We start from the raw sequence: 23,371 nt of genomic DNA, 5'->3' as shown, positions 1-23,371 counted from the left end.
ACAAACAAAAACCCCTCTTCACTTAAGAAGAGGGGTGCAGTTTCGCATGTTCCTCCTCTTATCTTCCAAATTCAGAACCTGAATTTGTAGGATTTAGCACCTTTCCAAGTTCAGAACTTGTTGGTTGCCGGGCATCGTAGGGCCTAGTCCCTCCGCCACTCTTGATAAGAGTATTAGATTTAGTTTTCCATCTTGTTACACAGTATATGATTATCTTTATCTCGTAGTCAAGTGTTTTAATATAAAATTCTGAAACTTCTTTATTATTCAAACGTTAAATGTATTAGAGGAATTTTATGGGGGTGGCTTAATGATAGTTTGGATTATTTGTGTATTAATTATTAGCTATTTAGTCGGAGCAATTCATGGTTCAAAGGTTGCTCAGTTTTTTAGTGGAGTCAATATTAAGAATGAGGGACTTAAAAATTCTGGAGCTTCTAATGCTGCCATTGTTCTCGGGATGAAATACGGGGTTTTGGTTGCATTTATCGATATTCTGAAAGGGGTATTCGTTATTATTGGTACCCGCTTTTTCATGCAGCATTTTGCTTTATTTTCAGATGTAGAACAAGACTTATTACTTTATTTAGCCGGAGCCGCTGTTATTTTAGGTCATAACTTTCCCATTTACACTGGATTTAAAGGTGGAAAAGGAACTGCTTCAATTATCGGTATTTTGTTTGCTATTTATTGGCCTATTGGACTGATTGGACTTTTATTATTAATAGGCACGACTTTTTTAACGGACTATTTATTGATTGGTGTATTTGTTTTTTACTTTGTATTTGTGGGCGGGACTATTTGGTTTGCAGAAGGATATGTTCCTATTGCTATTGCAAGTTTTTTATTCGTCATGGCGCTAGTTTTGCATATCGAAAATTTTCGTCGTTTGGCTTCTAATGATGAGCCAAGAATATCAGCCTTTTTAAGGAAAAAGAAGCCTTCTATGTGAATGAAATGAGTGATTTGAATGAAGAAAAAAATGAGGTGGATTGTGCTTATTCCTTTATTCGTTATTGCTTCTGGGGGATTTGGCGTTTGGTTGCTTACTAATAAATGGATTGATGATGGCCTTAAACCGAAAGCGAATGGATCGAATGAGTATGCTATCGTGCTTGGGGCAAAAGTGAAAAAAGGAAATATTCCTTCTCTCGCATTAAAGTATCGATTAGATTCGGCGCTAGCATATGCAAGAGAGTATCCACATGTGAAGCTTCTAGTCTCTGGTGGACAAGGACAGGATGAAGATATTGCGGAAGCTGTTTACATGAAGGGATTTCTCTTAGAAAATGGGATAGTAGAAGATCGACTTATCGTAGAAGATCAGTCGACTTCCACTTATGAAAACTTGCTATTTTCGCAAGAGTTACTCCCCGATAATGTGACGTCCGTGACAATTATTACAAGTGACTACCACTTACATCGAGCGAAAATACTTGCTAAAAAGTTAGATTGGGATGCCGATAGTGTGGCAGCAAAGACTCCGAAAAGCGTGGAAATGAAATTGAGGTTGCGTGAGCGGGCGGCGCTTTTGAAGACTTATATTGTAGGGAAATGACTCTAGATATGTTCGGAGTTATTTTTTTCGCGCTTGATGGGGATTGTGGGCTCTCGTTCGGATGTGGATTGCTCTCGGATTCAGGTGGTTTGCTCTCGTCCCAAGTCGGAGAGCTCTCGTATGCGCATGATTTGCTCTCGGAAAGGAATGATTTCACTCTTATCAGTTAAATAATTTTATTTAAAAAGGCTTCCTTGAAATTGGAAGCCTTTTAGCATCAATTTCTCTTGGTGTGGTAGCCGTTCTCTTCAAATGGCTGTAATTGTTCAATCCGTTTCTGTAAGAGTTTTTCTAATTCTTTCTTGTCGTCTACATATTGATTTTCTTTGTTTTTCAGTATCTCTACCCGTTCAATTTCAAATGCATCTTTTCCGAATTGGTTCCATTCCTCTTGGAGCAGACGATTCGTATGCGTCCCTGTTTCTAACATGAATTTCGTTCCGTTTAATGTTTTGAAGTTTCGTGTAGATGCAACGAATTTTTTGCCGTTTTCTTTATTTGAAATGACATAAATTCCACCTTCGACTTTTACTTCTTTGTATGCTTGTTTCAATTCTTTTTTGCGATCCAATTTACTCAATCCTCTACTTTAGTTTTTCACCCAGTACGCACTACCGTCATCTTTTCTATCTAAAAATCCGTATTCGATCAGATAGCGTCTCAATGTGACGAAGTCAGCATATACATTTTTTAGTACTTCGTTTATTTCTTTTTCGCTGTATGTTTTTTCTTGCTCAAATCGTTTGATGATGACACGCAGAGTTGCTAGTTTTTGCTTTTCTTTTTTTGGGAACTTTATTAGTGGACCATCAACGCCTGCAGGGAAAAATTTCTTTTCTACGTCTGCCTGCTCTTCTTTCGTTATATTGTATCGATCATCTACCATTGTTGCAGTTTTATGGAGAGGTAGGAATGTTGGAGCATGGTCATCTTTTTCCTTCAATAATTCCATCATCGTGAAAAATATTTTCGCTTGCCGCTCTTTTTCCTTTAAGACAAAACGATGGTTTCGAATTGTCGAACTACTGCCGATACTCAGTTCTGTTTGTATTTCTGCATCACTTTTACCTTCGTAAAATAATCGAAGTAAACTACTTTGATGATCTGTTAATCCTGTTAATTTTTTATTCAAGCCAATTAAATAATGGAAAACAGACCCGTGTTCTAACTCGATATGGCGTTGCATATAGCGTTTCGCTTCAAATAATAAATTTTCAGCAGGATAAATAATTCCTTTTTCAATCTTTTCTCCACATAATAGGCAAATAAAAGATTCGCTTTCTTCTAAATATCCAACTTTTAACTGTTCTCCATTTGCATTCCAAAATAACTCTGACATTTCCATTGAACAAACACAACCTTTTTTATTTTGCTTATTTATAGACAATATAACTTATTGTCTATAATAAATCAATTGTAAAATTTTAGTTGCAATTTATCAGAAAATAATGAACAATGGAAATGAGAACGTTTCGTATTACGAAGAAACGACCAGGAGGAGAAATTCATTGGTAACATTTAAAGATTATGAATATAAACGACCAAATTTAGACGAAGGCAAAGTTAAGTTTCATGAGGCTTTAACAAAGTTTAAGGAAGCATCTTCTGTAGAAGAGCAAAGTGCAACAATTGAAGAATTGAATGCACTTCGCAATGATTATTCAACACAAGCTAATTTAGTGTACATTCGTGCATCCATTGATACGAATGATGAATTTTATCAAAATGAACGTGACTTTTTTGATGAAAAAAATCCAGAAGTAGAAGAATTAATTACAGAATATTACAAATCACTTGTCGCTTCACCTTTCCGAAATGAACTAGAAGAAAGATGGGGCAATCAGCTATTTGATCTTGCTGATTTTCAAATAAATGCCTTTTCTTCTGAAGTAATTTCTCTTATGCAGAAGGAAAACAAATTGGCTTCTGACTATTCGAAGCTTGTTGCTTCTGCACAAGTTGAATTTAACGGCGAAACATTAACACTTGCTCAGCTTGGACCATATTCAGAATCGACAGATCGAGATGTGCGTAAGAAGGCAATGGAAACAAGAGCGAGTTTCTTCCAGGATCATGAAGCAAAGTTCGATGATATATATGATCAACTTGTAAAAGTTCGTCATGAAATTGCAACTAAACTAGGATATAAGAATTTTGTTGAGCTGGGATATATTCGTATGAATCGTATCGATTACAATGCGGAAATGGTGAAAAAATTCCGTGATCAAGTACGTGATTTTATCGTGCCTGTTGCAACAAAGTTATACGAACGTCAAGCGAAGCGTATTGGAATCGATGAATTAAAGTTTTACGATGAATCGCTTAAATTCTTAACCGGAAATGCTACACCACAAGGATCTCCTGAATGGATTGTGGATAATGGTAAGATGATGTATGAAGAGTTGTCTCCTGAAACAGCGGAGTTTTTCCAATTTATGATTGATCGTGATTTGATGGATTTAGTAGCGAAAAAAGGGAAAGAATCAGGAGGTTATTGTACTTTTATCGATAATTATGAATCTCCGTATATTTTCTCTAACTTTAATGGAACATCTGGAGATATCGATGTGTTAACACATGAAGCAGGTCATGCATTCCAAGTGTTTACGAGCCGCAATATTGGAATTCCTGAGTACGTTTGGCCGACATTTGAATCATGTGAAATACACTCGATGAGTATGGAATTTTTCACATGGCCATGGATGGAATTATTCTTTAAAGAGCAAACAGACAAATATAAATTTGCACATTTGAGCAGTGGACTACTATTCTTGCCTTATGGGGTTGCAGTGGATGAATTCCAACATGTCGTGTACGAAAATCCAGAAATGACCCCTGCTGAACGTAAAGCTGCTTGGAAAAAAATTGAGGAAATTTATTTACCTCATCGTGATTATGAAGGAAATAGTTACTTAGAAGCAGGTGGCTTCTGGCAACGTCAAGGGCATATCTATGCTAGCCCGTTCTATTATATTGATTACACATTAGCTCAAATTTGTGCATTCCAATTTTGGAAGCGTTCAAGAGAAGATCACGAAGGAGCTTGGAAGGATTATTTACATCTTTGCCAGCTAGGTGGCTCAAAATCTTTCACTAAATTAGTAGCAGATGCAAACTTAATATCTCCTTTTGAAGAAGGTTGTGTTGAGTCCGTTATTGGATCCATTGAAGAATATTTGAATAGTGTGGATGACTCTGCTCTTTAATAATGGAAGGAGTGGCAACATGTTAAATCCAGCTGGATTTTGGATAAGATTAGGTGCAAATATTTTAGATGGACTCATCATAGGAATTCCACTAATGGTTATTAGTCAAATCATTACAGGAGAACTTTCTGAATCCTGGTTCACAGCGATATGTCAAAGCGTCTATGCATGGATAGTACCTATTTTATGGGCTGGATATACAATAGGAAAGAAAATAGTCGGTATTCGAATTGTGAAAATAGATGGAACAAATGTAGACATTTGGACAATGCTAAAACGAGAAATTATCGGCGGTCTTGTGTATACACTTACATTTGGTATAGGCACTATCGTTAGTATATTTATGGTAGCCCTGCGAGAAGATAAACGAGCAATTCACGATTTTATCGCAGGAACTTATGTAACGTACAATCCACCAGAATAATGAAGAACAATAGAACAAGCATGCACCAATGCTTGTTCTTTTTTTATTTTATATTCGCATATACTATTGCAGGATATTTTCTGCTAATAACGAATATAAAATGAAAGGGGTGGAGTTATTTTTATGTGGAGCAAAATCATCGTATTTTTAATAGCAATCATGGGAATTACTTATATTTTTTTCATTCCTGATGATCCAGTATCTACTAAAATAATGTTTAAACTTATTCCTATGTTGTTGATTCTAGTATTTGCATTTTTGCAGTCTGCTGGAGAGTCAAATAAGTATAAAATTCTCATTATGACAGGGTTATTTATTTGTATGCTGGCAGATGGCTTGATTTATTGGTTTATTATTGGACTTATTACATTTTTAATCGGACATATTTTGTATATTGTTGCGTTCTGTCCTATTAAAACATCCACTATTCCAAAGTGGGCTGCAATCCTTCTTATTGCTTATGGAATTGCTATGGCTATTTGGATAGCCGGTACCATTTGGATAAAGGGAGAAACTATTTTAGCTTTTGCAGTTATTCTTTATATGGTAGTTATTTTATTAATGGGTTGGAATGCTTTTCAAACAGCTAATAAATTCGCTATTACTGGGGCCATCTTATTTATTTTTTCAGACTCCATACTAGCTATAAATCGATTTATTGTAGAAATTCCTTTTTCAGATACCCTTATTATGATTCCTTATTATGGAGCACAGTTTTTATTTGCTTATAGTATTCACGCTCATTATTCCTCAACTCTAAAGAATCTGTTAAAATAAGCATAGGCTTTATAATTTGAAAGGGGATTTATTCTCATGAAAGAAACATTAATCGAGCGTTTAACTCGCTATGCAAAAATAGACACACAATCAGATGCAGCAAGTACTACTTGCCCAACAACTGAAGGACAATGGGATTTGCTTCATGTATTAGAAAAAGAACTTGCAAAAATCGGTCTAGAAGAAATTACGTTAGATGAGAACGGTTATTTATTTGCTTCATTGCCTTCTAATACGGATAAAGATATTCCGACTATTGGATTTTTGGCACATGTTGATACCGCAACTGATTACACAGGGAAAAATGTTAATCCTCAGCGTGTTGACAACTATGATGGTCAAGACATTAACCTAAACGAAAATACAGTAATGACTGTGAAAGACTTCCCGGAGCTTAAAAATTATGTTGGACATACACTCCTTACTACAGATGGTACAACACTATTAGGTGCCGACGATAAAGCCGGAATTGCAATTATTATGACGGCAATGGAATACTTCGTTCAACACCCAGAAGTGAAACACGGGAAAATTCGCGTAGCATTTAATCCAGATGAAGAAATCGGTCGCGGACCACATAAATTTGACGTGGCAGCATTCGGCGCAAAATTTGCCTATACGATGGACGGAGGCCCTCTTGGAGAATTACAATATGAAAGCTTCAATGCAGCGGGTGCTTTGGTTGTAACGAATGGTACGAGTGTGCACCCTGGTTCTGCAAAAGGAAAAATGGTGAACTCCATTACGATGGCTACTAAGTTCCAATCCCATATGCCTACTGACGCTGTTCCTGAAAAAACAGATGGCCACGAAGGATTTATTCACTTGATGAATATTAACGGCGATGTAGAAAAAACAGAGCTTAGTTACATAATCCGTGATCATGACCGGGAAAAATTTGAAGCGAAAAAACAATTGTTACTAGATACTGCTGCAAAAATTAATGCAGAATATGGTGAAGATGCTGTTTCAGTAGAATTAAACGATCAGTATTACAATATGGGTGAAAAAATTACACCTGTAATGGAAATTGTAGATATAGCGAAAGATGTAATGGTTTCATTAGATATTGAACCACTTATCATTCCAATTCGCGGTGGTACGGATGGATCTCAGCTTTCTTACATGGGAATGCCTACTCCAAACGTGTTTACAGGTGGAGAAAATTATCATGGTAAATATGAATTCATCTCAGTAGACGTGATGGAGAAAGCTACTGAAGTTGTGAAGGGCATTATTCAATCATTTGAAAAACAAGCTTAAGTAGGTGTTCCTATGCGTGAAATATTACTTGGGGTTTTAGCCTCTTTATTTTTTGCGGTAACCTTTATACTTAATCGTTCAATGGAAATATCGGGAGGAAGCTGGCTTTGGAGCTCTTCCCTCCGATACTTTTTTATGATCCCTTTTTTATTCATCATCGTGTATTATCGAAAAGGGTTATCTACTACGTTTAAGGAATTAAAAACTGCTCCTGTTCCTTGGCTAGTTTGGAGCTTCGTCGGTTTTGTGTTATTTTACGCACCACTAACTTTTGCTGCTGCTTACGGACCAGGCTGGTTAATATCAGGTATGTGGCAATTTACAATTGTAGCAGGTGTTCTCCTTGCACCATTCTTTACCCTAAAAATTGAGAAGCGAATGATTAAACAAAAAATCCCTGTTGTCTCGCTTTTTATATCGCTTGTGATTTTAATAGGAATCATTCTTATACAAATTCCAAATACAGAATCCGTTCATATGAACATGATCCTTTTAGGGATTCTACCTGTAATCGTTGCATCATTTGCTTATCCATTAGGGAATCGGAAAATGATGGGTCATTTAGAAGGTAGACTAGATACATTTCAGCGCGTTTTAGGCATGACCATTGCTTCTATGCCCGCTTGGATTTTATTGGCAATTTGCGCGGTTTTTACGGTTGGTTTACCTTCCTTAGGTCAAGTTGTTCAATCTCTAATTGTAGCTGTCAGCTCCGGTGTGATCGCAACCATTTTATTCTTCATGGCAACTGATCGTGTTCGCGAGCATCAAGGTAAACTTGCGGCGGTAGAAGCAACTCAGTCCACTGAAATTATTTTTGTTATTATCGGCGAAATGTTTTTACTCCACGTTCCATTACCTGCACCAACTGCACTAATTGGACTTGGGGTTATTATTCTAGGCATGTTTTTACATAGTTACTATACAAAAGTTTTGAATACGAAAGCGACATTGAAAGCCAAATAATAAAAGTGCAGAGTTATGAGTGATCATAATACTGCACTTTTTATTTATATTCTATATTCTTCTAGCGCTTTTTCTACACTATTTACAAAACTTCCTCCCGCTCCCCAGTCGAAGCGAAGAAATACTCCTTGCCCTGCACCGGATGAAGCGGCATGCACTTTCGTATTATTCTCCAAATTATCGATTGTGATAGTAAGTGAAGCACGATTACTTGTACGCATATAGTACTTTTCTAAAACACATACAATGACTTGCTGCTGGCCAACAACGCGTTCATACACGTCTATAATTGCTCCAGAAATACTTCCTTGTACTATAGACTTTTGCAAAGTGTCTAGTGCTGCTTTTGGTGATAGTGATACATAAAATTCGCGTACGTCCATTTAAATCCCCTCTTTTCTTCATATACCTAACTTTACGTTTGACTTGAAGAAAAGTTTCTAACAAAAAAACGTTACAAAGAGGTATTTACCTCATACTTCTTTCAATTCGGGTTGAAATAGAATGGAAACTCCAGATTCAATTGCAGCATCACTCACAGCTTTTGCAACTGCACTTACTACTCTTTCATCAAATGCACCTGGAATGATGTAATCTTCTCGTAATTCACCCTCTTCAATAAGTGAAGCAATTGCTTGAACGGCTGCTAGCTTCATTTCTTCGTTTATATCCGTTGCTCTTACATCTAGAGCTCCTCGGAAAATCCCTGGAAAAGCTAAAACATTATTTACTTGGTTCGGATGATCAGAACGTCCAGTTGCAATAACTCTGACACCCCACTCTTTCGCTAAATCATACGCAATTTCCGGATTTGGATTTGCTAAAGCAAATATGATAGGATCAACGTTCATCGCTTCAATTAATTCTTTCGTTAAAAGATTTGCTACAGAAACACCGATAAATACATCCGCTTCATTCATTGCATCTTTTAAGGATCCTTTTAAACCAAGTGGATTCGTAGTACTCGCAATGGCTTCTTTAATCGGGTTCATACCTTCTTTTCGCCCCTCATAAATAATTCCCGTCGAATCACACATAATAATATGCTGATACCCAAGTTGTTGAAGAATTCTTAAGATAGCCATTCCTGCAGCTCCAGCACCATTAATCACTACTTTCAATGAAGGAATCTCTTTCTGAACAATCTTTACTGCATTTTGGAGTCCTGCCCCAACTACAATACCTGTTCCATGCTGATCATCATGAAATACCGGTATATCTAGTTCTTGACGAAGACGGTCTTCAATTTCAAAGCATCGAGGAGCCGAAATATCTTCTAAATTTATCGCTCCAAATGTCGGGCTTAATGCTTTTACAATTTGCACAATCTCATCTATATCTTTTGTATCTAAACAAATTGGAAAAGCGTCGACATTCGCAAATCTTTTTAATAAAATTGCCTTCCCTTCCATTACTGGTAAAGCTGCTTCTGGTCCGATATCACCCAATCCTAAAACGGCTGTCCCATCGGTCACAATTCCTACCAGATTACCTTTCATCGTATAGTCATAAATGGTAGAAGGATTATTTTTTATTTCCAAACAAGGTTCTGCCACTCCAGGTGAATAAGCTAAACTCAAATCCACCATACTTTCTATAGGAACCTTTGATATCATCTCCATTTTCCCTTTATAGCTTCGATGCATATTTAATGCTTGTGTCTTTAAATCCATCTTCACTCTTCTACCTCCTTCTAATTTTAGTAGCCTCTATTTCTACTATTAGCGAAGCTAGGTACTCCATACCTAGCCAGCTGTATATTCTGAAGATTATAGTGATTTAGTGCGTTAAAGTCAATTTAGTGAAGACTTGCACAAAACAGCTTTTTTCAACATGTTAGCTTATTCCTTTATGCTCATATAACAAAGAGGCTAGGTCGTTTGCGTTGAATATTAAATCCACAAAAAAATCGGCAACCATTTTTGGTTACCGATAGACATAAATGCACTAACTCAACGTTGAGGGGGTTAAGTGTGCTATTAATCAGCTACAATTTGGAGAAAAGTCGCTGTTAAGAACCTTGTCACATTAAGAGTAAGTTTCTATATGGTAATGATAATCATTTTCATTTAAAATGTCAACTTATTTCTAAAAAAATTGTATACTATTTGTATGACAACTTTAACGAGCGATCAAATCCGACAACTTAATAATTATAGCGTCTATTTAGGAATTAATGGAATTCCTGTTTTTCATGCAAAAAACGTTGATAATGCACTTCCGTTGATTAAGCTAATTTCCCAAGCACCAAATGATCCAATTGCTGCATCTTTTTTTATGCGAAGAGTTGGGATGTTCATCTCCATGCAGTTTTATATGATGACTATGTATGATGAAATTTGGGATGGCCCACTAGAATCACTACAATTTTTCGCAACAACCGAGTATAACAACAAGACAATTAGCACCTTTATACCGAAAGAATACTTTCGAGATGTAAAAAAACATCGAGCAGAAGATATTCTACTTGTTTGGGAGCATCAATGCTTTCCAATCATCCAACAGCTTCGAGCACAATGTAGCATCTCCCCACTGACGCTTTGGGAAAATGTGTTTGGTTATTTACTTTGGCATTACTACGTTTTCTTGGATAATCCCGTAATTGCTGATCAAGCTAAAATAGATTGGGAATTAATTCAAGACGATTCTATTTGGAAAGCTTTTACGACAAAATCGTATTTAACAAATTATTTAAAAGGCAAAAATCCTGCACAACTAATAAACACTACAGTTCGAACAACATGCTGTTTTTCAAAAGACATTCCTGGTCTACAAAAATGTGGTTTTTGTCCAAACTAGCTTTTTAAATTTTTTTATGCATGTTTCATCATCCTTTGGGAATAGCTAATAAGAGTCTAATTTTAAAGGAGTGAGGAAGCTTGGGAAACAAAATAGATGAACGCGTAGAGAATAAACTAAATAGTATCGGCACAGAAGAAAAAGAAGAAATTCTAAAAAACTTTTCTGCTTTTAAGTCCTATTTAGCTGGCAAAGTAGCGGCTGGAGAAAAAATGGGCTTAAGTGAAGAGGTATTAGCAAAAGCAACAGAAAAAGTGGCTGGCTATTTAGCGAAGCATGAAGAACCACGAAATCGTGAACAACATCTTCTGCAAGAATTATGGAAAAATGGAGACAAAGAGCAACAACATGCACTTAGCCATATGCTCTTAAACATGGTTAAGAATGAATAATAAAGTTCGTAAGGATGCTAAAGGTCCATTTCTGGACAATCCAGATGGTGTACGAACTACAAAAGAAAGTCTATTCGATATGCATGAAGATATGCAAACCGTAGATGCCATTCAAGTGGAAGAACTCAATATGAAAGTGCAAGACGAAAACTACCACCACCACACCAAAAGTCGTTCTTTAAGTGAAGAACGATACCCCTAATAACAGGAAACAAGCTCCGAACAACTCGGAGCTTGTTTTTTATAATAATTTTGCAGCAACTAAACGAGTTCTGATGATAACTGCTAACAATGCGGCAATAACCGCTTTTGCAAGATCTGGCAAAATAAATGGGATCATACCTCCTTTAAAGGCACCATCCCACGGAAGTGCTGCTACAAACTTCAACCAAATAGTTCCGATCATTAAAATTATAAAAACTGCGATCATGTTCGCAATAATTGCTTGTACTTTCGTATATCCAAGAATTTCAAGATACCATCCTATAAATAAAGCAGCAGGTATAATGGCAATGAGGTATCCACCAGTTGGACCTATAATAATTCCTAATCCACTCGTCATTCCTGCAAAAACAGGTATACCAATTACGCCCATTAATACATAGATAACCACTGCTAATGTTCCATACTTTTTGCCAAGAATAGTTGCTGTTAACATGACTGCAATTGTCATTAGAGTAAATGGTACTGGTGGAATATTAATCATAATTTGTGCTGATACAGCAATAATTGCGGCAAATAGTGCAGCTACAATCATCATTTTCAAACGTTCATTTCTCACTTTATTTCCCCCTGATTAAAACGAGCAACAGTGTCTCTACGAAATAGAGACACTGTTTGTATTTTACCATGTATTAATTACTGCTTCGATTGATTCTAATCTGACCGTTCCCTTTTGCATAGGAGGAGGACAAGTTTTATTGTATGCAATAATCTTTTCGTTTACTTTCGTTACCCGGAATTGTAAATCACTTTTTTGCCCGTTTGCATATTTCTCGGCAATGTCTTTTAATTCGTCGCGAATCTCATGCTGCAACTTTAACCAATGTGGCTTAAAACCTGCATCCTTTGCGATTTTTTGAAAGTGTTGAAATACATCTCCCGAAAAATATTCATCCGGCAGTGGCTTTCCTGTACCTTTTAGATTATCCATTCCGCCAGTCTTTTCATAATTCCTTAAAATATCTCCGATTAAATCATTACTTGGTTTAGTAAAATTTTCATTATCCATCAGCTGTAACCCTCATTTCACAAAATGAATATGTGGCGCCTTTTCTAATAAAACCTTTAAAAATTCTTCTCGATTTTCAGGTGAGATAATTACACTTCCCATAAACGCTTTTTTATAATGAATCTCTAGAGCATCTGTTGAGGATAGAATTCGGTATCCAACGAGAATATTCGAGGTTGGATTCACTTTCGTTATATCCTCAAATGGAATTTTACTTCGGAACAGTCCACCACGGACAAATAAATAATCTTCTTTAAACGTGTATTCTATGTCTAAGGAAACCCATAAAATAAATCCTTCACATAATAGAAAAAGTACAAGCGTTATCCAAACTGCCTTCATGTCAGGTGCTTCCATAAAGAATAATTCAATTACTACAGGCAAAAGGGTAGCCATGGCAATTAGGGCACTAGCCATCATAATCAAAATCATAAAAGTACGATCTCGTTTGGATTTAAACGTCATGTAATCACCTACCTATATGGATTCTGTAGCAGCATCTTTTATTCCTTCTCGATGAACATAAATATTTTTTAATATCGATTTCACTACTGCATACGTTGGAACACCTAAAATAATTCCCCATAACCCAGCAATATTTCCTGCTGCTAAAATAATCGTGATAACCGTTAATGGATGAATATCTAATGATTTCCCCATCACATTTGGAGTAATGAAGTTACTTTCTATTTGTTGTGAAACTAACATAACAATTGCGACATAAATAGCCATTTTCGGCTCTTGAAGAAACCCTATGATTAGTGCTGGAACAAGGGCAATATATGGACCTAAAAATGGTACTACATTCATCATCATTCCGAATAATGCAAGTAATAAGGAATATTTAAGCCCTATTGCAAAATATCCTATGAACAGCATTACTCCTACTAAAAAGCTGACGAATAACTGACCTTGAATATATGACCGCAATGTATCATCAATATCCGATAATGTTTTTCGAATCCATGTTTTCTTATCACCTTTAAAAAACTTGGAGACAAAAGGTGCAAATTTTTCATGATCCTTCAGCATATATACAAGAAAAAACGGAACAAGAACAAGTAAGAATACTCCTTGGAACACACTTTGAACAAATTTTACTAATAGAGAACCTGCTACAGCTGCAATCGTATCAATTTTTCCGGTTGCTTCTTTTATCGTATTTTGGATTGGCTCCGGAAGATCCGTGAGCCTATCTCTTTGAGAAATAGTGTATTTTGTAAAGTCCCCTATTTCTTTCACAATTTCCGGTGTGTTTTCCACAAGGGAGTTCACTTGTTTGGTAAGAGGTGGACCTACAAGTGCATAAAATCCCCAACCAATTAGACCAATAACAATAAATACAGAAATGATACTAGCCCATCTCGGAAACTTCATTGATTCTAACCATTTTTGTAATGGTCTTGCTAAATAAAATAAGACTCCCCCTATTAATAAAGGCATAAATATTGTTTGTCCAATAATAACTAATGGAGAAAAAATAGTTTTTACTTCCATAAACATAAAAATTATTAACAACGTAAGCAGTATTGCTACACCTACTTGAAACCATCGCTTATTTGCCACCTAACGCTCACATCCTCTATTTATTTCTTCTTTAATAGTTATACGATTCTCATTGATTGAAGTTTCACTCTACCAAGTATCTTATCATTTTTTATTGTACACTAATAATAGAATTACTATCACGAAAGGATAACATAGATGGAATACTACAAAGAATTACGAAAATATGTTGGTCATAGCCCACTTATACTTCCAGGATCCGTTGTGCTCATTTTAAATAGTAAAAATGAAGTACTACTACAAGAGCGGGCTCCCGGGATATTCGGTTTGCCTGGTGGATTAATGGAACTCGGAGAAAGTTTAGAGGATACTGCACGAAGAGAGGTTTTAGAGGAAACAGGGTTATGTGTCGGAGAGTTAGAATTATGTCACGTATACTCTGGACCAGATTATTATTTTGAAGTAGCGAATGGAGATACTTTCTATTCCGTTACTGCTGTGTATAAAACAAGAGACTATAATGGAGTTATGTCACCAGACGGAGACGAATCGATCAGTCTTCAATTTTTTGCACCGAATAATTTGCCTGATGGTATTTTGGCATCTTATCGAAAATTTATAGAAGATGAGCTTGAGGTTTAAGTTAGCCTCAAGCTTTTTTTGTGGTACTCGGACTTGGTTATCGGGTGCTCAAACTTGAGTATGTGGTACTCACCACTTGTTATGTGGTACTCATCATTTCAAATGTACCTTCTCTTCTCTAAAAAATAACGAAGAAGGAACTAGTCCCTCTCCGTTTTTATTTATTAGCAATATGCACTTTAAGTAGTTTGCCTTTAATTGTTGTGTTTCTCATCATTTTTAATACAAGCGGACCTTTGCCATTTAGTATCTCTACGTACGTGACAGTGTCTTGAATCGTAATAATACCGATGTCGTCAGCGGAAACTCCCTCTATCTTAGCAAGTGTTCCTACGAAATCGACTGCGCGAAGTTTCTTTTTCTTGCCGCCGTTGAAATATAGTTTTGTGATGTTTGCGTTTAATTGTGCGCCTTTTGATTCTTTTACTTCCGGTTGCTCTTGCATTTTCAAATCAAATGCCGTGCGATTTTTCGCAATTGCTTCTGGTGATAACTCAGCTCCCGTAGTAATTTCAAAGCCAATATAATCTTCAATTTCTTTTACAAACTTGTCCTCATGTGGGGTTGCAAGCATAATCGATTTTCCGCTACGGCCTGCACGTCCTGTTCTACCAGTACGATGGACATAGCTTTCTTTTTCAAGCGGCACATCATAATGAACTACATGTGTGATGTCTTCAATATCAATCCCACGGGCTGCTACATCTGTGGCAATTAAATATCGGAAATCTCCTCGACGGAAATCGTCCATTACTTCAAAGCGGTCTTCCTGCATCATTCCACCATGAATTTTATCTGCCGTATAGCCTTTTTCATCTAACATATCCACCAGTTGTTCCACTCTGTCTTTTGTACGGCAGAAGATGATACAACTGTCAGGGTTTTCGATAATCGTCAATTTTTCGAGGAATGAAAACTTAAGTTCCTCCCTCACAACATACTTTACATGCTCAATATCCGGAGCATTTTCTTCTGCAGCATCTATCTCAATCGAAACAGCTTGCTTCATGTATTTGCTACTTAACTTTTTAATCACGTCTGATAAAGTTGCGGAAAATAACATAGTTGTGCGTTCTTTGGGCAATAATTTAATAATGGATTCCACTTGTTCTAAAAAGCCCATATTTAACATTTCATCTGCTTCATCGATGACAAGGTACTCCATTTTTGACACATCAAGTGTCCCTTTTTCGATATGGTCCAGTACACGTCCTGGTGTCCCTACAACAATATGTGTTTTTTGCTTTAACGCTAATTTTTGTCTAGCAAATGGCGATTTCCCGTACAAGGCAAGTCCTTTTATTCGCTTATAACGACCAATATTCGTGATGTCTTCCTGTACTTGAACAGCTAATTCTCTTGTTGGTGTGAGCACTAATGCTTGTGGTTTGTTTTCGTCCCAATCTACAAGTTCACATAACGGCGTCGCAAATGAAGCAGTTTTTCCACTACCCGTTTTAGATTTCACGAGAATATCTTGTTTCTGAAGGGCAACCGGAATTACCTTTTGTTGTACTTCTGTTGGCTCTGTATAACCTAATTGTTCTATTGCGCGTAATATCTTTTCGTCTAACTTTAACTCTTTAAAATGCACTATGCATAATCTCCTCTTTAGATCTTATTTAACAGTTGAATATTTATCTTCCTAATTGTTGAACAAGTTTCGACAAATAACCTCATTATCACATTATAACAGGTTAACTGTGGTATAATTGAAATATCGCTTTTTGCGTGAACAAAACTAGAAAAGAGGTTAGCATATGAGTTTCCAACGACAACCAAAAGAAGTTTCTGACTTCGTAGCAGCACGGTCAATTGATGAGAAGATCTCTTTTACACGTAACGATCACGAAGTTCATGGTACTATTTTCAAAATTTTAGAACAGTCGGTTATTGTCGAAATTTCTACTGAAGACGCGAAAAAAATTAATGTTCCTTCTAATTTAACCGTAGTATCCCATAAAAATTACACGGTACTATAACGATTAATTTCTTCTAGAAAAACTTTCCCATATTTTTCTTGCTTATTCTCTCCTACTCCATGAACATCTAATAATTCTTCTTCGGTTTGCGGGCGCTTTACACACATGTCTTGTAGTGTTTTATCTGAGAAAATAACAAATGGTGGTACACCAGCTTCGTCCGCAAGTTTTTTCCGAAGCACTCTTAATCCTTCGAATAATGGATCATTCTTCGCGATTTGTTTTGTTTCCGCTACTCCTTTACGCATCACTTGTCTTTTTCCAAGTAATACATCCTTTCCTGCATCCGATACATAAATGGTCGGCAAACTGCCATGTTTAACGGAAAGTAAACCTTCTGAAATCATAAACTCCATTAATCCAGAAACTTCTTTTAACGACTTGTTTTTTAATATCCCGTACGTAGATAATTTGGTAAATCCAAAATCCATTACTTTTTTGTTTTGTGAACCGGTTAACACTTGTGCTGTAATTGTTTTTCCAAATTTCTGACCCATTCGAACAACACAGGAAAGCACCATTTGGACTTCTTTTGTAACATCTGACATTTCCCTTTTATCCGTACAATTTCCACATCGACCACACGGTTCTCCGTTTGGTTCTCCAAAATAATACACGATAAACTGTTGTAAACAATTTTCTGTATGACAATAATCGACCATTCCTTGTAGCTTTTCCAATTCTTGCGGAATTCTTTCACGATCCAACGCTTGATCTATTAAAAATCGTTGTGTCTGCACATCTTGTGATGCATATAAAACGACACACTCACTCGGTAAACCGTCTCGTCCAGCTCTTCCTGCTTCTTGATAATAGCTTTCCATATTTTTAGGCAGCTGATAATGAATGACATATCGTACATTCGATTTATCGATTCCCATACCGAATGCATTGGTTGCCACCATTACTTGCGCCTCATCTGTTAGAAATCGCTCCTGCTCCTTATTACGAAATGCTTCCGGAAGACCTGCGTGATATTTTGCAGCGCGGACGCCTGACTTTATTAACAATTCGTACAGTAAATCGACCGTTTTTCTAGTAGCGGCATAAATAATACCTACTTCTTTGGCGTTCTTTTTAATAAAGTCCTTTAAAAACCGATTTTTATCTTGTCCTAATACAACCGAAAAAGATAAATTTGAACGAGCGAATCCTGTAATTACTGTATTATCCTCTTTAATTTGAAGCAATCTACATATATCCGCTCGAACATCTGGAGTAGCGGTGGCAGTTAAAGCGAGTACAACTGGTGCTTCCTCAAAAACTTCCTTTAATCGATGAATCGCACGATAGCTTGGTCGGAAATCATGTCCCCATTGGGAAATACAATGCGCTTCATCTACTGCTATTAATGGCACTTTAACGCGCTTTAACTGACTTAAAAAGCTTTGAGATTCCAGTCGTTCTGGAGCTATATAAAGTAAACGATATTGCCCGTTTTGCACTTCTTCCATTGTTTGTCTTACTTCTTCGGCAGTTAATGTACTATTGATAAAGGTCGCCGGAATTCCCGCCTGCAATAATGTGTCCACTTGATCCTTCATTAGAGAAATCAAAGGTGAAATAACGATTGTTGTGCCTTCCAACATTAAGGAAGGAATTTGGTAGCAAAGTGATTTCCCTCCTCCTGTTGGCATTACACATAAACTCGCTTTGTTTTCTAACACATAGTTTATAACGGTTTCCTGTCCTTCTCGAAACGAATCATATCCAAAATAAGTTTGTAATAATTGACGTGCTTTTTCTAACACTTGAGCGACTCCTCCCTTATGAAAAAAGGGTAAACAGATTATTTACTGTTTCCCCTTCTTATTGTTAAATGTGTTATTCGTGGGTTTTGGATCTATTTTATTAATATCAGATCCAAGTAGGAAATATCCTATAATAGAGGACACAATTGCAGCTCCTGCAATGATTAGGATTTTATTTATGATAGTTACTTCATTATAATCTTCTTGGTTTAGAATAATTGTTGCAAGCACAGCTACTACGACCATTATTGGCACGATTACTTTAGACTTTTTCACAGCGAACTTCCTTCCTATGCATACGTATAATATATTGTACCATAAGAATATGTATAGAGAGGAGTAGACGATAATGGGATCTGTTACTTTTGTATTTGCTATTATTGCCTTTGTATTTGCACTAGATGCGACAAACAAATATAACAAACTAGAAAAACGAGTGAAAGAGCTAGAAAATAATAAATCGAGCGAATAAGTGAGCGATTATGAGATAATGATTAAAAACATATTTGAGGATGACAATAATGACAAATGAAATAGATGTAAAAGTGAAAGATGCATTAGCACAAGATTTACAAAAAGGAGTTCCTATTCTATTAAAAGATGGATTCCATGAGGTGGTTTCTTTAAAAGAAGGTTCTATTCTGAAATTGCAAAACCCTTCAGGTAAATTTGTCGGAAAAGGCTATGTAGGAATGCAAAACAAAGGGATGGGCTGGCTTCTGTCGAAAAATGAAAACGAAAAGATTGATACTTCCTTTTTCCAAAAGAAAATTGCAGCAGCAATCAAAAATCGGGAGGATTACTATACTAGTAATGATACGACTGCATTCCGTATTTTTAACGGAGAAGGCGATGGAATCGGCGGTCTAACAATTGATTATTTCGACGGTTTTTACTTAATAAGCTGGTATAGCGAAGGAATCCATTCCTTTAAAGAAATGATTTTAGAGGCACTTGAAGCTACTGTTTCATATAAAGGCATTTATGAGAAGAAACGCTTTGATACAAAGGGCCAGTATTTAGAAGGCGATGATTTTGTTAAAGGCGAACGCGGTGAGTTTCCACTAATCGTGAAGGAAAACGGTCTAAACTTCGCAATCTATTTGAATGATGGAGCGATGGTTGGTGTGTTTCTTGACCAACGTGATGTTCGCAAAAAAATTAGAGATGCTTATTCAAAAGGGAAAAACGTGCTGAATACTTTTTCTTATACTGGGGCTTTTTCTGTTTTTGCTGCAGTTGGCGGGGCGAAGAAAACCACAAGTGTCGATCTTGCAAAACGAAGCTTAAGCAAAACGACGGAGCAATTTGAAGTAAACGGAATTGATGCAGAAAAGCAAGACATTATTGTAATGGATGTATTTGATTATTTTAAATATGCCAAACGAAAAGAACTAGCTTTTGATATAGTAATTCTAGATCCCCCTAGCTTTGCACGTTCGAAAAAGTACACATTTAGCTCTGCAAAGGATTATACGAATTTGCTAAAAGACGCTATTGCAATTACAGAGAAAAATGGAGTGATCGTTGCATCTACAAACAATGCAACGTTTGGAATGAAAAAGTTTCAAACATTTGTGGAAAAGGCTTTTAAAGAGAGTAATCGTAAATATACAATTGAAGAAGAATTCTCTCTTCCGAATGACTTTAAAACTTCTCCGCTTTTTAAAGAAGGAAATTATTTGAAAGTGTTGTTTATACGAGCGAAATAATGAATTAATGAAATGGAGCGATGGAGCAATTGCCATAGTTATAAGTGTTTGGGTTTTAACTAAATACTTATGTTTCATACTTAAAAATCCCAAGAAGAATTGTCTCTTGGGATTTTTAACATTTGAGTTAATTTTATAACTGGCATTTAATTATTAAAACACGAACAATAATTATTTTATTGATTGGAGCGACAGGCGGCGACTCCAGCGGGATGAGTGAGACAGATGAGACATCGAAAACGACGCGAATGCAGCGGTGATGGCTCATCGCACACCCTGCGGAAAGCGTCCGCCGAAAGTGGAAATCATGCTGATTTATGAAGTGTATATTATGCATATTCTCACATATTATTCTAATATTGTTTGTGTTTTAGGCTCTAACATTGAATTATGAAATCGATTCAATTAGTTGATCATTCAAAGTAAATCGGATAATGGGCGGCACATCTCTCGTTGAAGACTGCCTTGCAATTCGGACAGTTATCTGTTTGCATATACTCATTTATCGTCAACTCTGTTTGGCAACTTCCGCAAAGGACGGCCAATGCATCAAACTGCTTCTGTTGCCAACGCTCGATAGTATGGTCAGCTTCTTCCTCATGGCATTTGTAGCAAGGATAGTATCGGTTGCAGCATTTAAACTTTATGGCGATTATATCTTTTTCCGTATGATAATGTGTACAACGTGTTTCATTGTCTACTACAGCACCATAAACTTTCATCTATATTCCCCCTAACTTTATTAGGACCATCGTTAACACAAATAAAATGACGACTGCCCCTGCTATGTAATCGATGTTTTGAAATTGTAACTGCTTATATTGAGTTCTCCCCTTGCCCGTTCCATAAGCACGCGCGTCAATCGCGTAGGTCAGCTGCTCTGCTCGTTGAATGGTTGTAAAGAGAAGAGGAATTACTATTGGGATATACGCAAGAATACGTTTTGGCAACGATAATGCCGACATATCATAACCTCTTGCTTTTTGAGCCAAAAGAATCCGATCAAGCTCCTGCAAAATCGTTGGGATGAAACGTATGGCAATGACTATCATTAAGGAAAACTGTTCTACCGGTACGTTGAGTTTGGACAACGGGGCAAGTAGCTTTTCAAGACCTCTCGCTAAATCTAGCGGCTTTGTCGTTAACGTTAAAACAGAAGCTAATAAGACAAGCAATATAATGCGCCCGACAAAGCGCATCCCATTTCCTAGCCCTTCCCAAGTCACCTCCATGAATGACCAAGACCAGATAACAGTTCCCTTTGTAAGTAGGACATTGTATAGAAATGTGAACATCAAAATAAATAATAAAGGCTTTAAACCTTTCCCAAAAACGTGGAATGGAACTTTGGATAGAAACAGAATCCCGAAAACAAAAAGACTTGCGACCGCATAACTAGTTCCCGTTTCTAGTGTCAGGAAGCTCAGCATGATAATAAAAATGCATAAAATTTTCGTTCTCGGATCAAGTCTATGAAACATGGAATGCGTCTCCATATATTGACCAATTAACACGGTATCAGACATTTAGAAGCCCCCTTGAATCCCAAAGCGGCTTAACCTTTTCAAAAATATCCTGCTCTCTACAACTTGCGACTTCAATTTTCTGTCCTGATAATTCCTCCAGCAACTTTAGGAATTGCACGGGTTCCGGTAGTGGCAATCCTATTTTCTCCAGTAACGAAGACTGGTCCAAAAATAAATGATTCGTATCAAATTGTCCCATTAGCTGCCCTTCGTGAAATACGATAACTTCATCCGAATATGTAGCAACATCGTCCATTTTGTGGGATACAAAAATAATGGTCCGTTTTTCTTGTTGTTGCCACTTTTTGAGAAGTTGCAATAATGCCTCTCTGCTGACTGGGTCGAGACCTGCTGTTGGCTCATCCACAATCAGAAGCTTCGGTTCCGTCATCATTACAGAGGCAATGGCTACTCGGCGCTTTTGTCCCCCACTTAGCTGGAAAGGAGCTAATGGAAGCACTTCCTCTGACAAACCTAATTGCGGTAAAATCATTGAAATAGCCTCTGTTATCTGCTGTCTCGAGGAACCTTGTTGCTTTAGTGCAAAAGCAAGCTCTTTATAAACTGTCGTTTCAAATAGCTGATGCTCTGGATATTGAAAAACAAAACCTATTTCCGGAATGACTTTTAAATGTCCTTTGGCATCTTTTTTTACGGGATGTTGATGGATTAAATAGTCACCATTAATAGTTGGAATCAAGCCCTTCAGAACTTTGACGAACGTGGACTTCCCTGCGCCTGTTTGACCAATGACGGAAATCCATTTACCTTCTTGAATCGTACAACTGACATTGTTTAGAGCCATTTGATGGGCATAGTTCACGCATACATTGTTTAATTGATAGGCCATTGTGAACGAATCCCTTCTTTCCAATCTGCTGTTAAGGGCTGTTTTAGTTGGAGCGTTTGATGTAAACGCACTGCAAACGGAAGTTGTAATTGAAAGTCCTCTACAGGTACTGTTTCAAAAAAGGTTAGCGGGTTGCCATCAAATTGAAGTCGACCTTTATGTATTAGTAAAATACGCTTTGCAGATAGCACTTCCTCCATATGATGCGTGATGTGAATAATCGTCATGCCTTGGAGATGTAGTTCATGCATAATAGATAGCACTTGCTCCCTACCCTGCGGATCCAACATAGAAGTTGCCTCATCGAAAATAATAATTTGTGGTCGCATCGCCAAAATAGCCGCTATCGCTACGCGTTGCTTTTGACCACCTGAAAGCTGATGCGGCATTGCTTCTAAATAATCCTCCATATGAACCGCTTGTAACGCATGGTCCATTCGACTACGCATTTCTTCCCTTGGAACGCGAATATTTTCCAATCCAAAAAGCACCTCATCCATGACGGTTGTGGTGATGAATTGGTCTTCTGGATTTTGAAAGACAAAACCAATTTGTTGATGGATTTTAGCAAGGTCAGCTGGCTTTGTCGTGTCTAGTTGTTGTAATTTCACTGTTCCTTCCTTTGGTAACAACAGTCCATCCATTAGTTTAGCAATGGTGGATTTTCCACTACCATTTGCTCCGACGATCGACACAAACTCTCCTGCTTTAATCGTAAAACTAACATCCTCGACAACAGGGTGCCCTTTTTTATAGTAAAAATGAACATGATCAAATGTAAGCATT

General features: G+C 36.9%; 29 protein-coding genes and 1 riboswitch. Of the genes, 14 read left to right on the top strand and 15 right to left on the bottom strand.

The features are described 5' to 3' along the window. Window positions 1–55: 55 nt before the first annotated feature. Window positions 56–171: riboswitch (SAM riboswitch) on the bottom strand. 139 nt (window positions 172–310) lie between these two features. Together ACEPXD_RS01045 and ACEPXD_RS01040 are read left to right on the top strand one after the other, a co-directional pair. Next, window positions 311–952: a glycerol-3-phosphate acyltransferase gene (locus ACEPXD_RS01045; protein ID WP_391119072.1), complete on the top strand. Its 642-nt coding sequence runs from the start codon at window positions 311–313 to the stop codon at window positions 950–952. Window positions 953–970: 18 nt separating this feature from the next. Next, entirely contained in the window at window positions 971–1,558 is a 588-nt protein-coding gene (locus tag ACEPXD_RS01040; RefSeq protein ID WP_391119070.1) for a YdcF family protein, read from the top strand. Between the two features lie 217 nt (window positions 1,559–1,775). Here ACEPXD_RS01040 and ACEPXD_RS01035 read toward each other — a convergent pair whose 3' ends face one another. Together ACEPXD_RS01035 and ACEPXD_RS01030 are read right to left on the bottom strand one after the other, a co-directional pair. After that, on the bottom strand, window positions 1,776–2,138 hold the full coding sequence (locus tag ACEPXD_RS01035; protein ID WP_391119068.1) for a GIY-YIG nuclease family protein: 363 nt from the start codon (window positions 2,136–2,138) through the stop codon (window positions 1,776–1,778). Window positions 2,139–2,147: 9 nt separating this feature from the next. After that, window positions 2,148–2,903 carry a DUF2087 domain-containing protein gene (locus tag ACEPXD_RS01030; protein ID WP_391119066.1) on the bottom strand — a complete coding sequence of 252 codons (756 nt, stop codon included), beginning with the start codon at window positions 2,901–2,903 and terminating at the stop codon, window positions 2,148–2,150. Between the two features lie 163 nt (window positions 2,904–3,066). Here ACEPXD_RS01030 and ACEPXD_RS01025 point away from each other — a divergent pair, with 163 nt between their 5' ends. The 5 genes from ACEPXD_RS01025 (at window position 3,067) to ACEPXD_RS01005 (ending at window position 8,194) form a co-directional block, all read left to right on the top strand. Next, the gene (locus tag ACEPXD_RS01025) at window positions 3,067–4,764 is read left to right on the top strand and encodes a M3 family oligoendopeptidase (protein ID WP_391119064.1); all 1,698 of its coding nucleotides are present in this window, start codon (window positions 3,067–3,069) and stop codon (window positions 4,762–4,764) included. 19 nt (window positions 4,765–4,783) lie between these two features. Continuing rightward, window positions 4,784–5,188, top strand: coding sequence for an RDD family protein (locus tag ACEPXD_RS01020; protein WP_391119063.1), 405 nt, complete (start codon window positions 4,784–4,786; stop codon window positions 5,186–5,188). A gap of 123 nt (window positions 5,189–5,311) precedes the next feature. Next, window positions 5,312–5,965: a lysoplasmalogenase gene (locus tag ACEPXD_RS01015; protein WP_391119061.1), complete on the top strand. Its 654-nt coding sequence runs from the start codon at window positions 5,312–5,314 to the stop codon at window positions 5,963–5,965. Window positions 5,966–6,001: 36 nt separating this feature from the next. Beyond that, entirely contained in the window at window positions 6,002–7,228 is a 1,227-nt protein-coding gene (gene pepT, locus ACEPXD_RS01010; RefSeq protein ID WP_391119059.1) for a peptidase T, read from the top strand. Between the two features lie 12 nt (window positions 7,229–7,240). Beyond that, window positions 7,241–8,194 carry a multidrug resistance efflux transporter family protein gene (locus ACEPXD_RS01005; protein ID WP_391119057.1) on the top strand — a complete coding sequence of 318 codons (954 nt, stop codon included), beginning with the start codon at window positions 7,241–7,243 and terminating at the stop codon, window positions 8,192–8,194. 44 nt (window positions 8,195–8,238) lie between these two features. On the opposite strand, the gene ACEPXD_RS01000 is transcribed toward ACEPXD_RS01005, so the two are convergent. After that, window positions 8,239–8,577: a DUF6054 family protein gene (locus tag ACEPXD_RS01000; RefSeq protein WP_391119055.1), complete on the bottom strand. Its 339-nt coding sequence runs from the start codon at window positions 8,575–8,577 to the stop codon at window positions 8,239–8,241. Between the two features lie 90 nt (window positions 8,578–8,667). Beyond that, window positions 8,668–9,867 (bottom strand): NADP-dependent malic enzyme, encoded by a 1,200-nt coding sequence (locus tag ACEPXD_RS00995; RefSeq protein WP_391122939.1) that lies wholly within the window; start codon window positions 9,865–9,867, stop codon window positions 8,668–8,670. A 439-nt stretch (window positions 9,868–10,306) separates the two neighbouring features. On the opposite strand from ACEPXD_RS00995, the gene ACEPXD_RS00990 reads away from it, so the two are divergent. From ACEPXD_RS00990 to ACEPXD_RS00980, 3 genes are all read left to right on the top strand, one after another. Further along, window positions 10,307–10,993, top strand: coding sequence for a hypothetical protein (locus tag ACEPXD_RS00990; protein ID WP_391119053.1), 687 nt, complete (start codon window positions 10,307–10,309; stop codon window positions 10,991–10,993). 80 nt (window positions 10,994–11,073) lie between these two features. Then, a complete protein-coding gene (locus tag ACEPXD_RS00985; RefSeq protein WP_391119051.1) occupies window positions 11,074–11,385 on the top strand; it encodes a DUF3243 domain-containing protein in 312 nt (103 codons plus the stop codon). Next, window positions 11,378–11,587, top strand: a complete 210-nt coding sequence (locus ACEPXD_RS00980; RefSeq protein WP_391119048.1) for a hypothetical protein — start codon at window positions 11,378–11,380, stop codon at window positions 11,585–11,587. Before ACEPXD_RS00985 ends, ACEPXD_RS00980 begins: the two co-directional genes overlap by 8 nt. 39 nt (window positions 11,588–11,626) lie before the next feature. Here ACEPXD_RS00980 and ACEPXD_RS00975 read toward each other — a convergent pair whose 3' ends face one another. The 4 genes from ACEPXD_RS00975 to ACEPXD_RS00960 all read right to left on the bottom strand — a co-directional run bounded on the left by ACEPXD_RS00975 (window position 11,627) and on the right by ACEPXD_RS00960 (window position 14,182). Continuing rightward, window positions 11,627–12,166: a biotin transporter BioY gene (locus tag ACEPXD_RS00975; protein ID WP_391119046.1), complete on the bottom strand. Its 540-nt coding sequence runs from the start codon at window positions 12,164–12,166 to the stop codon at window positions 11,627–11,629. Between the two features lie 63 nt (window positions 12,167–12,229). Next, complete coding sequence (locus ACEPXD_RS00970) at window positions 12,230–12,616, bottom strand: DnaJ family domain-containing protein (protein WP_391119044.1); 387 nt, start codon at window positions 12,614–12,616, stop codon at window positions 12,230–12,232. 12 nt (window positions 12,617–12,628) lie between these two features. Beyond that, window positions 12,629–13,081, bottom strand: a complete 453-nt coding sequence (locus tag ACEPXD_RS00965) for a PH domain-containing protein (protein WP_391119042.1) — start codon at window positions 13,079–13,081, stop codon at window positions 12,629–12,631. 12 nt (window positions 13,082–13,093) lie between these two features. Beyond that, window positions 13,094–14,182: an AI-2E family transporter gene (locus ACEPXD_RS00960; RefSeq protein ID WP_391119040.1), complete on the bottom strand. Its 1,089-nt coding sequence runs from the start codon at window positions 14,180–14,182 to the stop codon at window positions 13,094–13,096. Window positions 14,183–14,320: 138 nt separating this feature from the next. Here ACEPXD_RS00960 and ACEPXD_RS00955 point away from each other — a divergent pair, with 138 nt between their 5' ends. Next, complete coding sequence (locus ACEPXD_RS00955) at window positions 14,321–14,764, top strand: NUDIX hydrolase (RefSeq protein WP_391119038.1); 444 nt, start codon at window positions 14,321–14,323, stop codon at window positions 14,762–14,764. A gap of 157 nt (window positions 14,765–14,921) precedes the next feature. On the opposite strand, the gene ACEPXD_RS00950 is transcribed toward ACEPXD_RS00955, so the two are convergent. Further along, window positions 14,922–16,361, bottom strand: coding sequence for a DEAD/DEAH box helicase (locus ACEPXD_RS00950; protein ID WP_391122936.1), 1,440 nt, complete (start codon window positions 16,359–16,361; stop codon window positions 14,922–14,924). A gap of 163 nt (window positions 16,362–16,524) precedes the next feature. On the opposite strand from ACEPXD_RS00950, the gene ACEPXD_RS00945 reads away from it, so the two are divergent. After that, window positions 16,525–16,746 (top strand): DUF2187 family protein, encoded by a 222-nt coding sequence (locus ACEPXD_RS00945; protein WP_151698452.1) that lies wholly within the window; start codon window positions 16,525–16,527, stop codon window positions 16,744–16,746. On the opposite strand, the gene recQ is transcribed toward ACEPXD_RS00945, so the two are convergent. Both recQ and ACEPXD_RS00935 read right to left on the bottom strand, forming a co-directional pair. After that, on the bottom strand, window positions 16,731–18,497 hold the full coding sequence (gene recQ / locus ACEPXD_RS00940) for a DNA helicase RecQ (RefSeq protein ID WP_391119036.1): 1,767 nt from the start codon (window positions 18,495–18,497) through the stop codon (window positions 16,731–16,733). The two genes, ACEPXD_RS00945 and recQ, sit on opposite strands and share 16 nt — an antisense overlap. A gap of 42 nt (window positions 18,498–18,539) precedes the next feature. Continuing rightward, entirely contained in the window at window positions 18,540–18,773 is a 234-nt protein-coding gene (locus tag ACEPXD_RS00935) for a hypothetical protein (RefSeq protein WP_391119034.1), read from the bottom strand. Between the two features lie 73 nt (window positions 18,774–18,846). Between ACEPXD_RS00935 and ACEPXD_RS00930 the strand changes: the two genes are divergently transcribed. Continuing rightward, the gene (locus ACEPXD_RS00930; RefSeq protein WP_391119032.1) at window positions 18,847–18,969 is read left to right on the top strand and encodes a hypothetical protein; all 123 of its coding nucleotides are present in this window, start codon (window positions 18,847–18,849) and stop codon (window positions 18,967–18,969) included. A 49-nt stretch (window positions 18,970–19,018) separates the two neighbouring features. Then, window positions 19,019–20,209, top strand: coding sequence for a class I SAM-dependent rRNA methyltransferase (locus tag ACEPXD_RS00925; RefSeq protein ID WP_391119030.1), 1,191 nt, complete (start codon window positions 19,019–19,021; stop codon window positions 20,207–20,209). A 413-nt stretch (window positions 20,210–20,622) separates the two neighbouring features. Here ACEPXD_RS00925 and ACEPXD_RS00920 read toward each other — a convergent pair whose 3' ends face one another. The 4 genes from ACEPXD_RS00920 to ACEPXD_RS00905 are packed head-to-tail and all read right to left on the bottom strand — an operon-like array spanning window position 20,623 to window position 23,370. Then, window positions 20,623–20,931, bottom strand: coding sequence for a CHY zinc finger protein (locus ACEPXD_RS00920; protein ID WP_391119028.1), 309 nt, complete (start codon window positions 20,929–20,931; stop codon window positions 20,623–20,625). Then, entirely contained in the window at window positions 20,932–21,735 is an 804-nt protein-coding gene (locus tag ACEPXD_RS00915; protein WP_391119026.1) for an energy-coupling factor transporter transmembrane component T family protein, read from the bottom strand. It lies immediately after the preceding gene. Then, on the bottom strand, window positions 21,728–22,585 hold the full coding sequence (locus ACEPXD_RS00910) for an ATP-binding cassette domain-containing protein (RefSeq protein ID WP_391119024.1): 858 nt from the start codon (window positions 22,583–22,585) through the stop codon (window positions 21,728–21,730). Before ACEPXD_RS00910 ends, ACEPXD_RS00915 begins: the two co-directional genes overlap by 8 nt. Continuing rightward, window positions 22,570–23,370, bottom strand: a complete 801-nt coding sequence (locus ACEPXD_RS00905; RefSeq protein ID WP_391119022.1) for an energy-coupling factor transporter ATPase — start codon at window positions 23,368–23,370, stop codon at window positions 22,570–22,572. The genes ACEPXD_RS00910 and ACEPXD_RS00905 overlap by 16 nt, the downstream gene beginning before the upstream one ends. Between the last annotated feature and the right edge of the window lies 1 nt (window position 23,371).

It is taken from the genome of Psychrobacillus sp. L3 (genome assembly GCF_042945595.1).
Lineage (GTDB): Bacteria > Bacillota > Bacilli > Bacillales_A > Planococcaceae > Psychrobacillus.
This window is presented reverse-complemented; position numbering and strand designations above follow the sequence as displayed.

Bases quoted from the DNA above. Each gene is read 5' to 3' on its own strand.
- ACEPXD_RS01045 (WP_391119072.1), top strand. From the start codon at position 311: ATGATAGTTTGGATTATTTGTGTATTAATTATTAGCTATTTAGTCGGA.
- ACEPXD_RS01040 (WP_391119070.1), top strand. From the start codon at position 971: ATGAAGAAAAAAATGAGGTGGATTGTGCTTATTCCTTTATTCGTTATT.
- ACEPXD_RS01030 (WP_391119066.1), bottom strand. From the start codon at position 2,903: ATGGAAATGTCAGAGTTATTTTGGAATGCAAATGGAGAACAGTTAAAA.
- ACEPXD_RS01020 (WP_391119063.1), top strand. From the start codon at position 4,784: ATGTTAAATCCAGCTGGATTTTGGATAAGATTAGGTGCAAATATTTTA.
- ACEPXD_RS01015 (WP_391119061.1), top strand. From the start codon at position 5,312: ATGTGGAGCAAAATCATCGTATTTTTAATAGCAATCATGGGAATTACT.
- pepT (WP_391119059.1), top strand. From the start codon at position 6,002: ATGAAAGAAACATTAATCGAGCGTTTAACTCGCTATGCAAAAATAGAC.
- ACEPXD_RS01005 (WP_391119057.1), top strand. From the start codon at position 7,241: ATGCGTGAAATATTACTTGGGGTTTTAGCCTCTTTATTTTTTGCGGTA.
- ACEPXD_RS01000 (WP_391119055.1), bottom strand. From the start codon at position 8,577: ATGGACGTACGCGAATTTTATGTATCACTATCACCAAAAGCAGCACTA.
- ACEPXD_RS00995 (WP_391122939.1), bottom strand. From the start codon at position 9,867: ATGGATTTAAAGACACAAGCATTAAATATGCATCGAAGCTATAAAGGG.
- ACEPXD_RS00990 (WP_391119053.1), top strand. From the start codon at position 10,307: ATGACAACTTTAACGAGCGATCAAATCCGACAACTTAATAATTATAGC.
- ACEPXD_RS00980 (WP_391119048.1), top strand. From the start codon at position 11,378: ATGAATAATAAAGTTCGTAAGGATGCTAAAGGTCCATTTCTGGACAAT.
- ACEPXD_RS00970 (WP_391119044.1), bottom strand. From the start codon at position 12,616: ATGGATAATGAAAATTTTACTAAACCAAGTAATGATTTAATCGGAGAT.
- ACEPXD_RS00965 (WP_391119042.1), bottom strand. From the start codon at position 13,081: ATGACGTTTAAATCCAAACGAGATCGTACTTTTATGATTTTGATTATG.
- ACEPXD_RS00955 (WP_391119038.1), top strand. From the start codon at position 14,321: ATGGAATACTACAAAGAATTACGAAAATATGTTGGTCATAGCCCACTT.
- ACEPXD_RS00945 (WP_151698452.1), top strand. From the start codon at position 16,525: ATGAGTTTCCAACGACAACCAAAAGAAGTTTCTGACTTCGTAGCAGCA.
- ACEPXD_RS00930 (WP_391119032.1), top strand. From the start codon at position 18,847: ATGGGATCTGTTACTTTTGTATTTGCTATTATTGCCTTTGTATTTGCA.
- ACEPXD_RS00925 (WP_391119030.1), top strand. From the start codon at position 19,019: ATGACAAATGAAATAGATGTAAAAGTGAAAGATGCATTAGCACAAGAT.
- ACEPXD_RS00920 (WP_391119028.1), bottom strand. From the start codon at position 20,931: ATGAAAGTTTATGGTGCTGTAGTAGACAATGAAACACGTTGTACACAT.
- ACEPXD_RS00915 (WP_391119026.1), bottom strand. From the start codon at position 21,735: ATGTCTGATACCGTGTTAATTGGTCAATATATGGAGACGCATTCCATG.
- ACEPXD_RS00910 (WP_391119024.1), bottom strand. From the start codon at position 22,585: ATGGCCTATCAATTAAACAATGTATGCGTGAACTATGCCCATCAAATG.
- ACEPXD_RS00905 (WP_391119022.1), bottom strand. From the start codon at position 23,370: ATGCTTACATTTGATCATGTTCATTTTTACTATAAAAAAGGGCACCCT.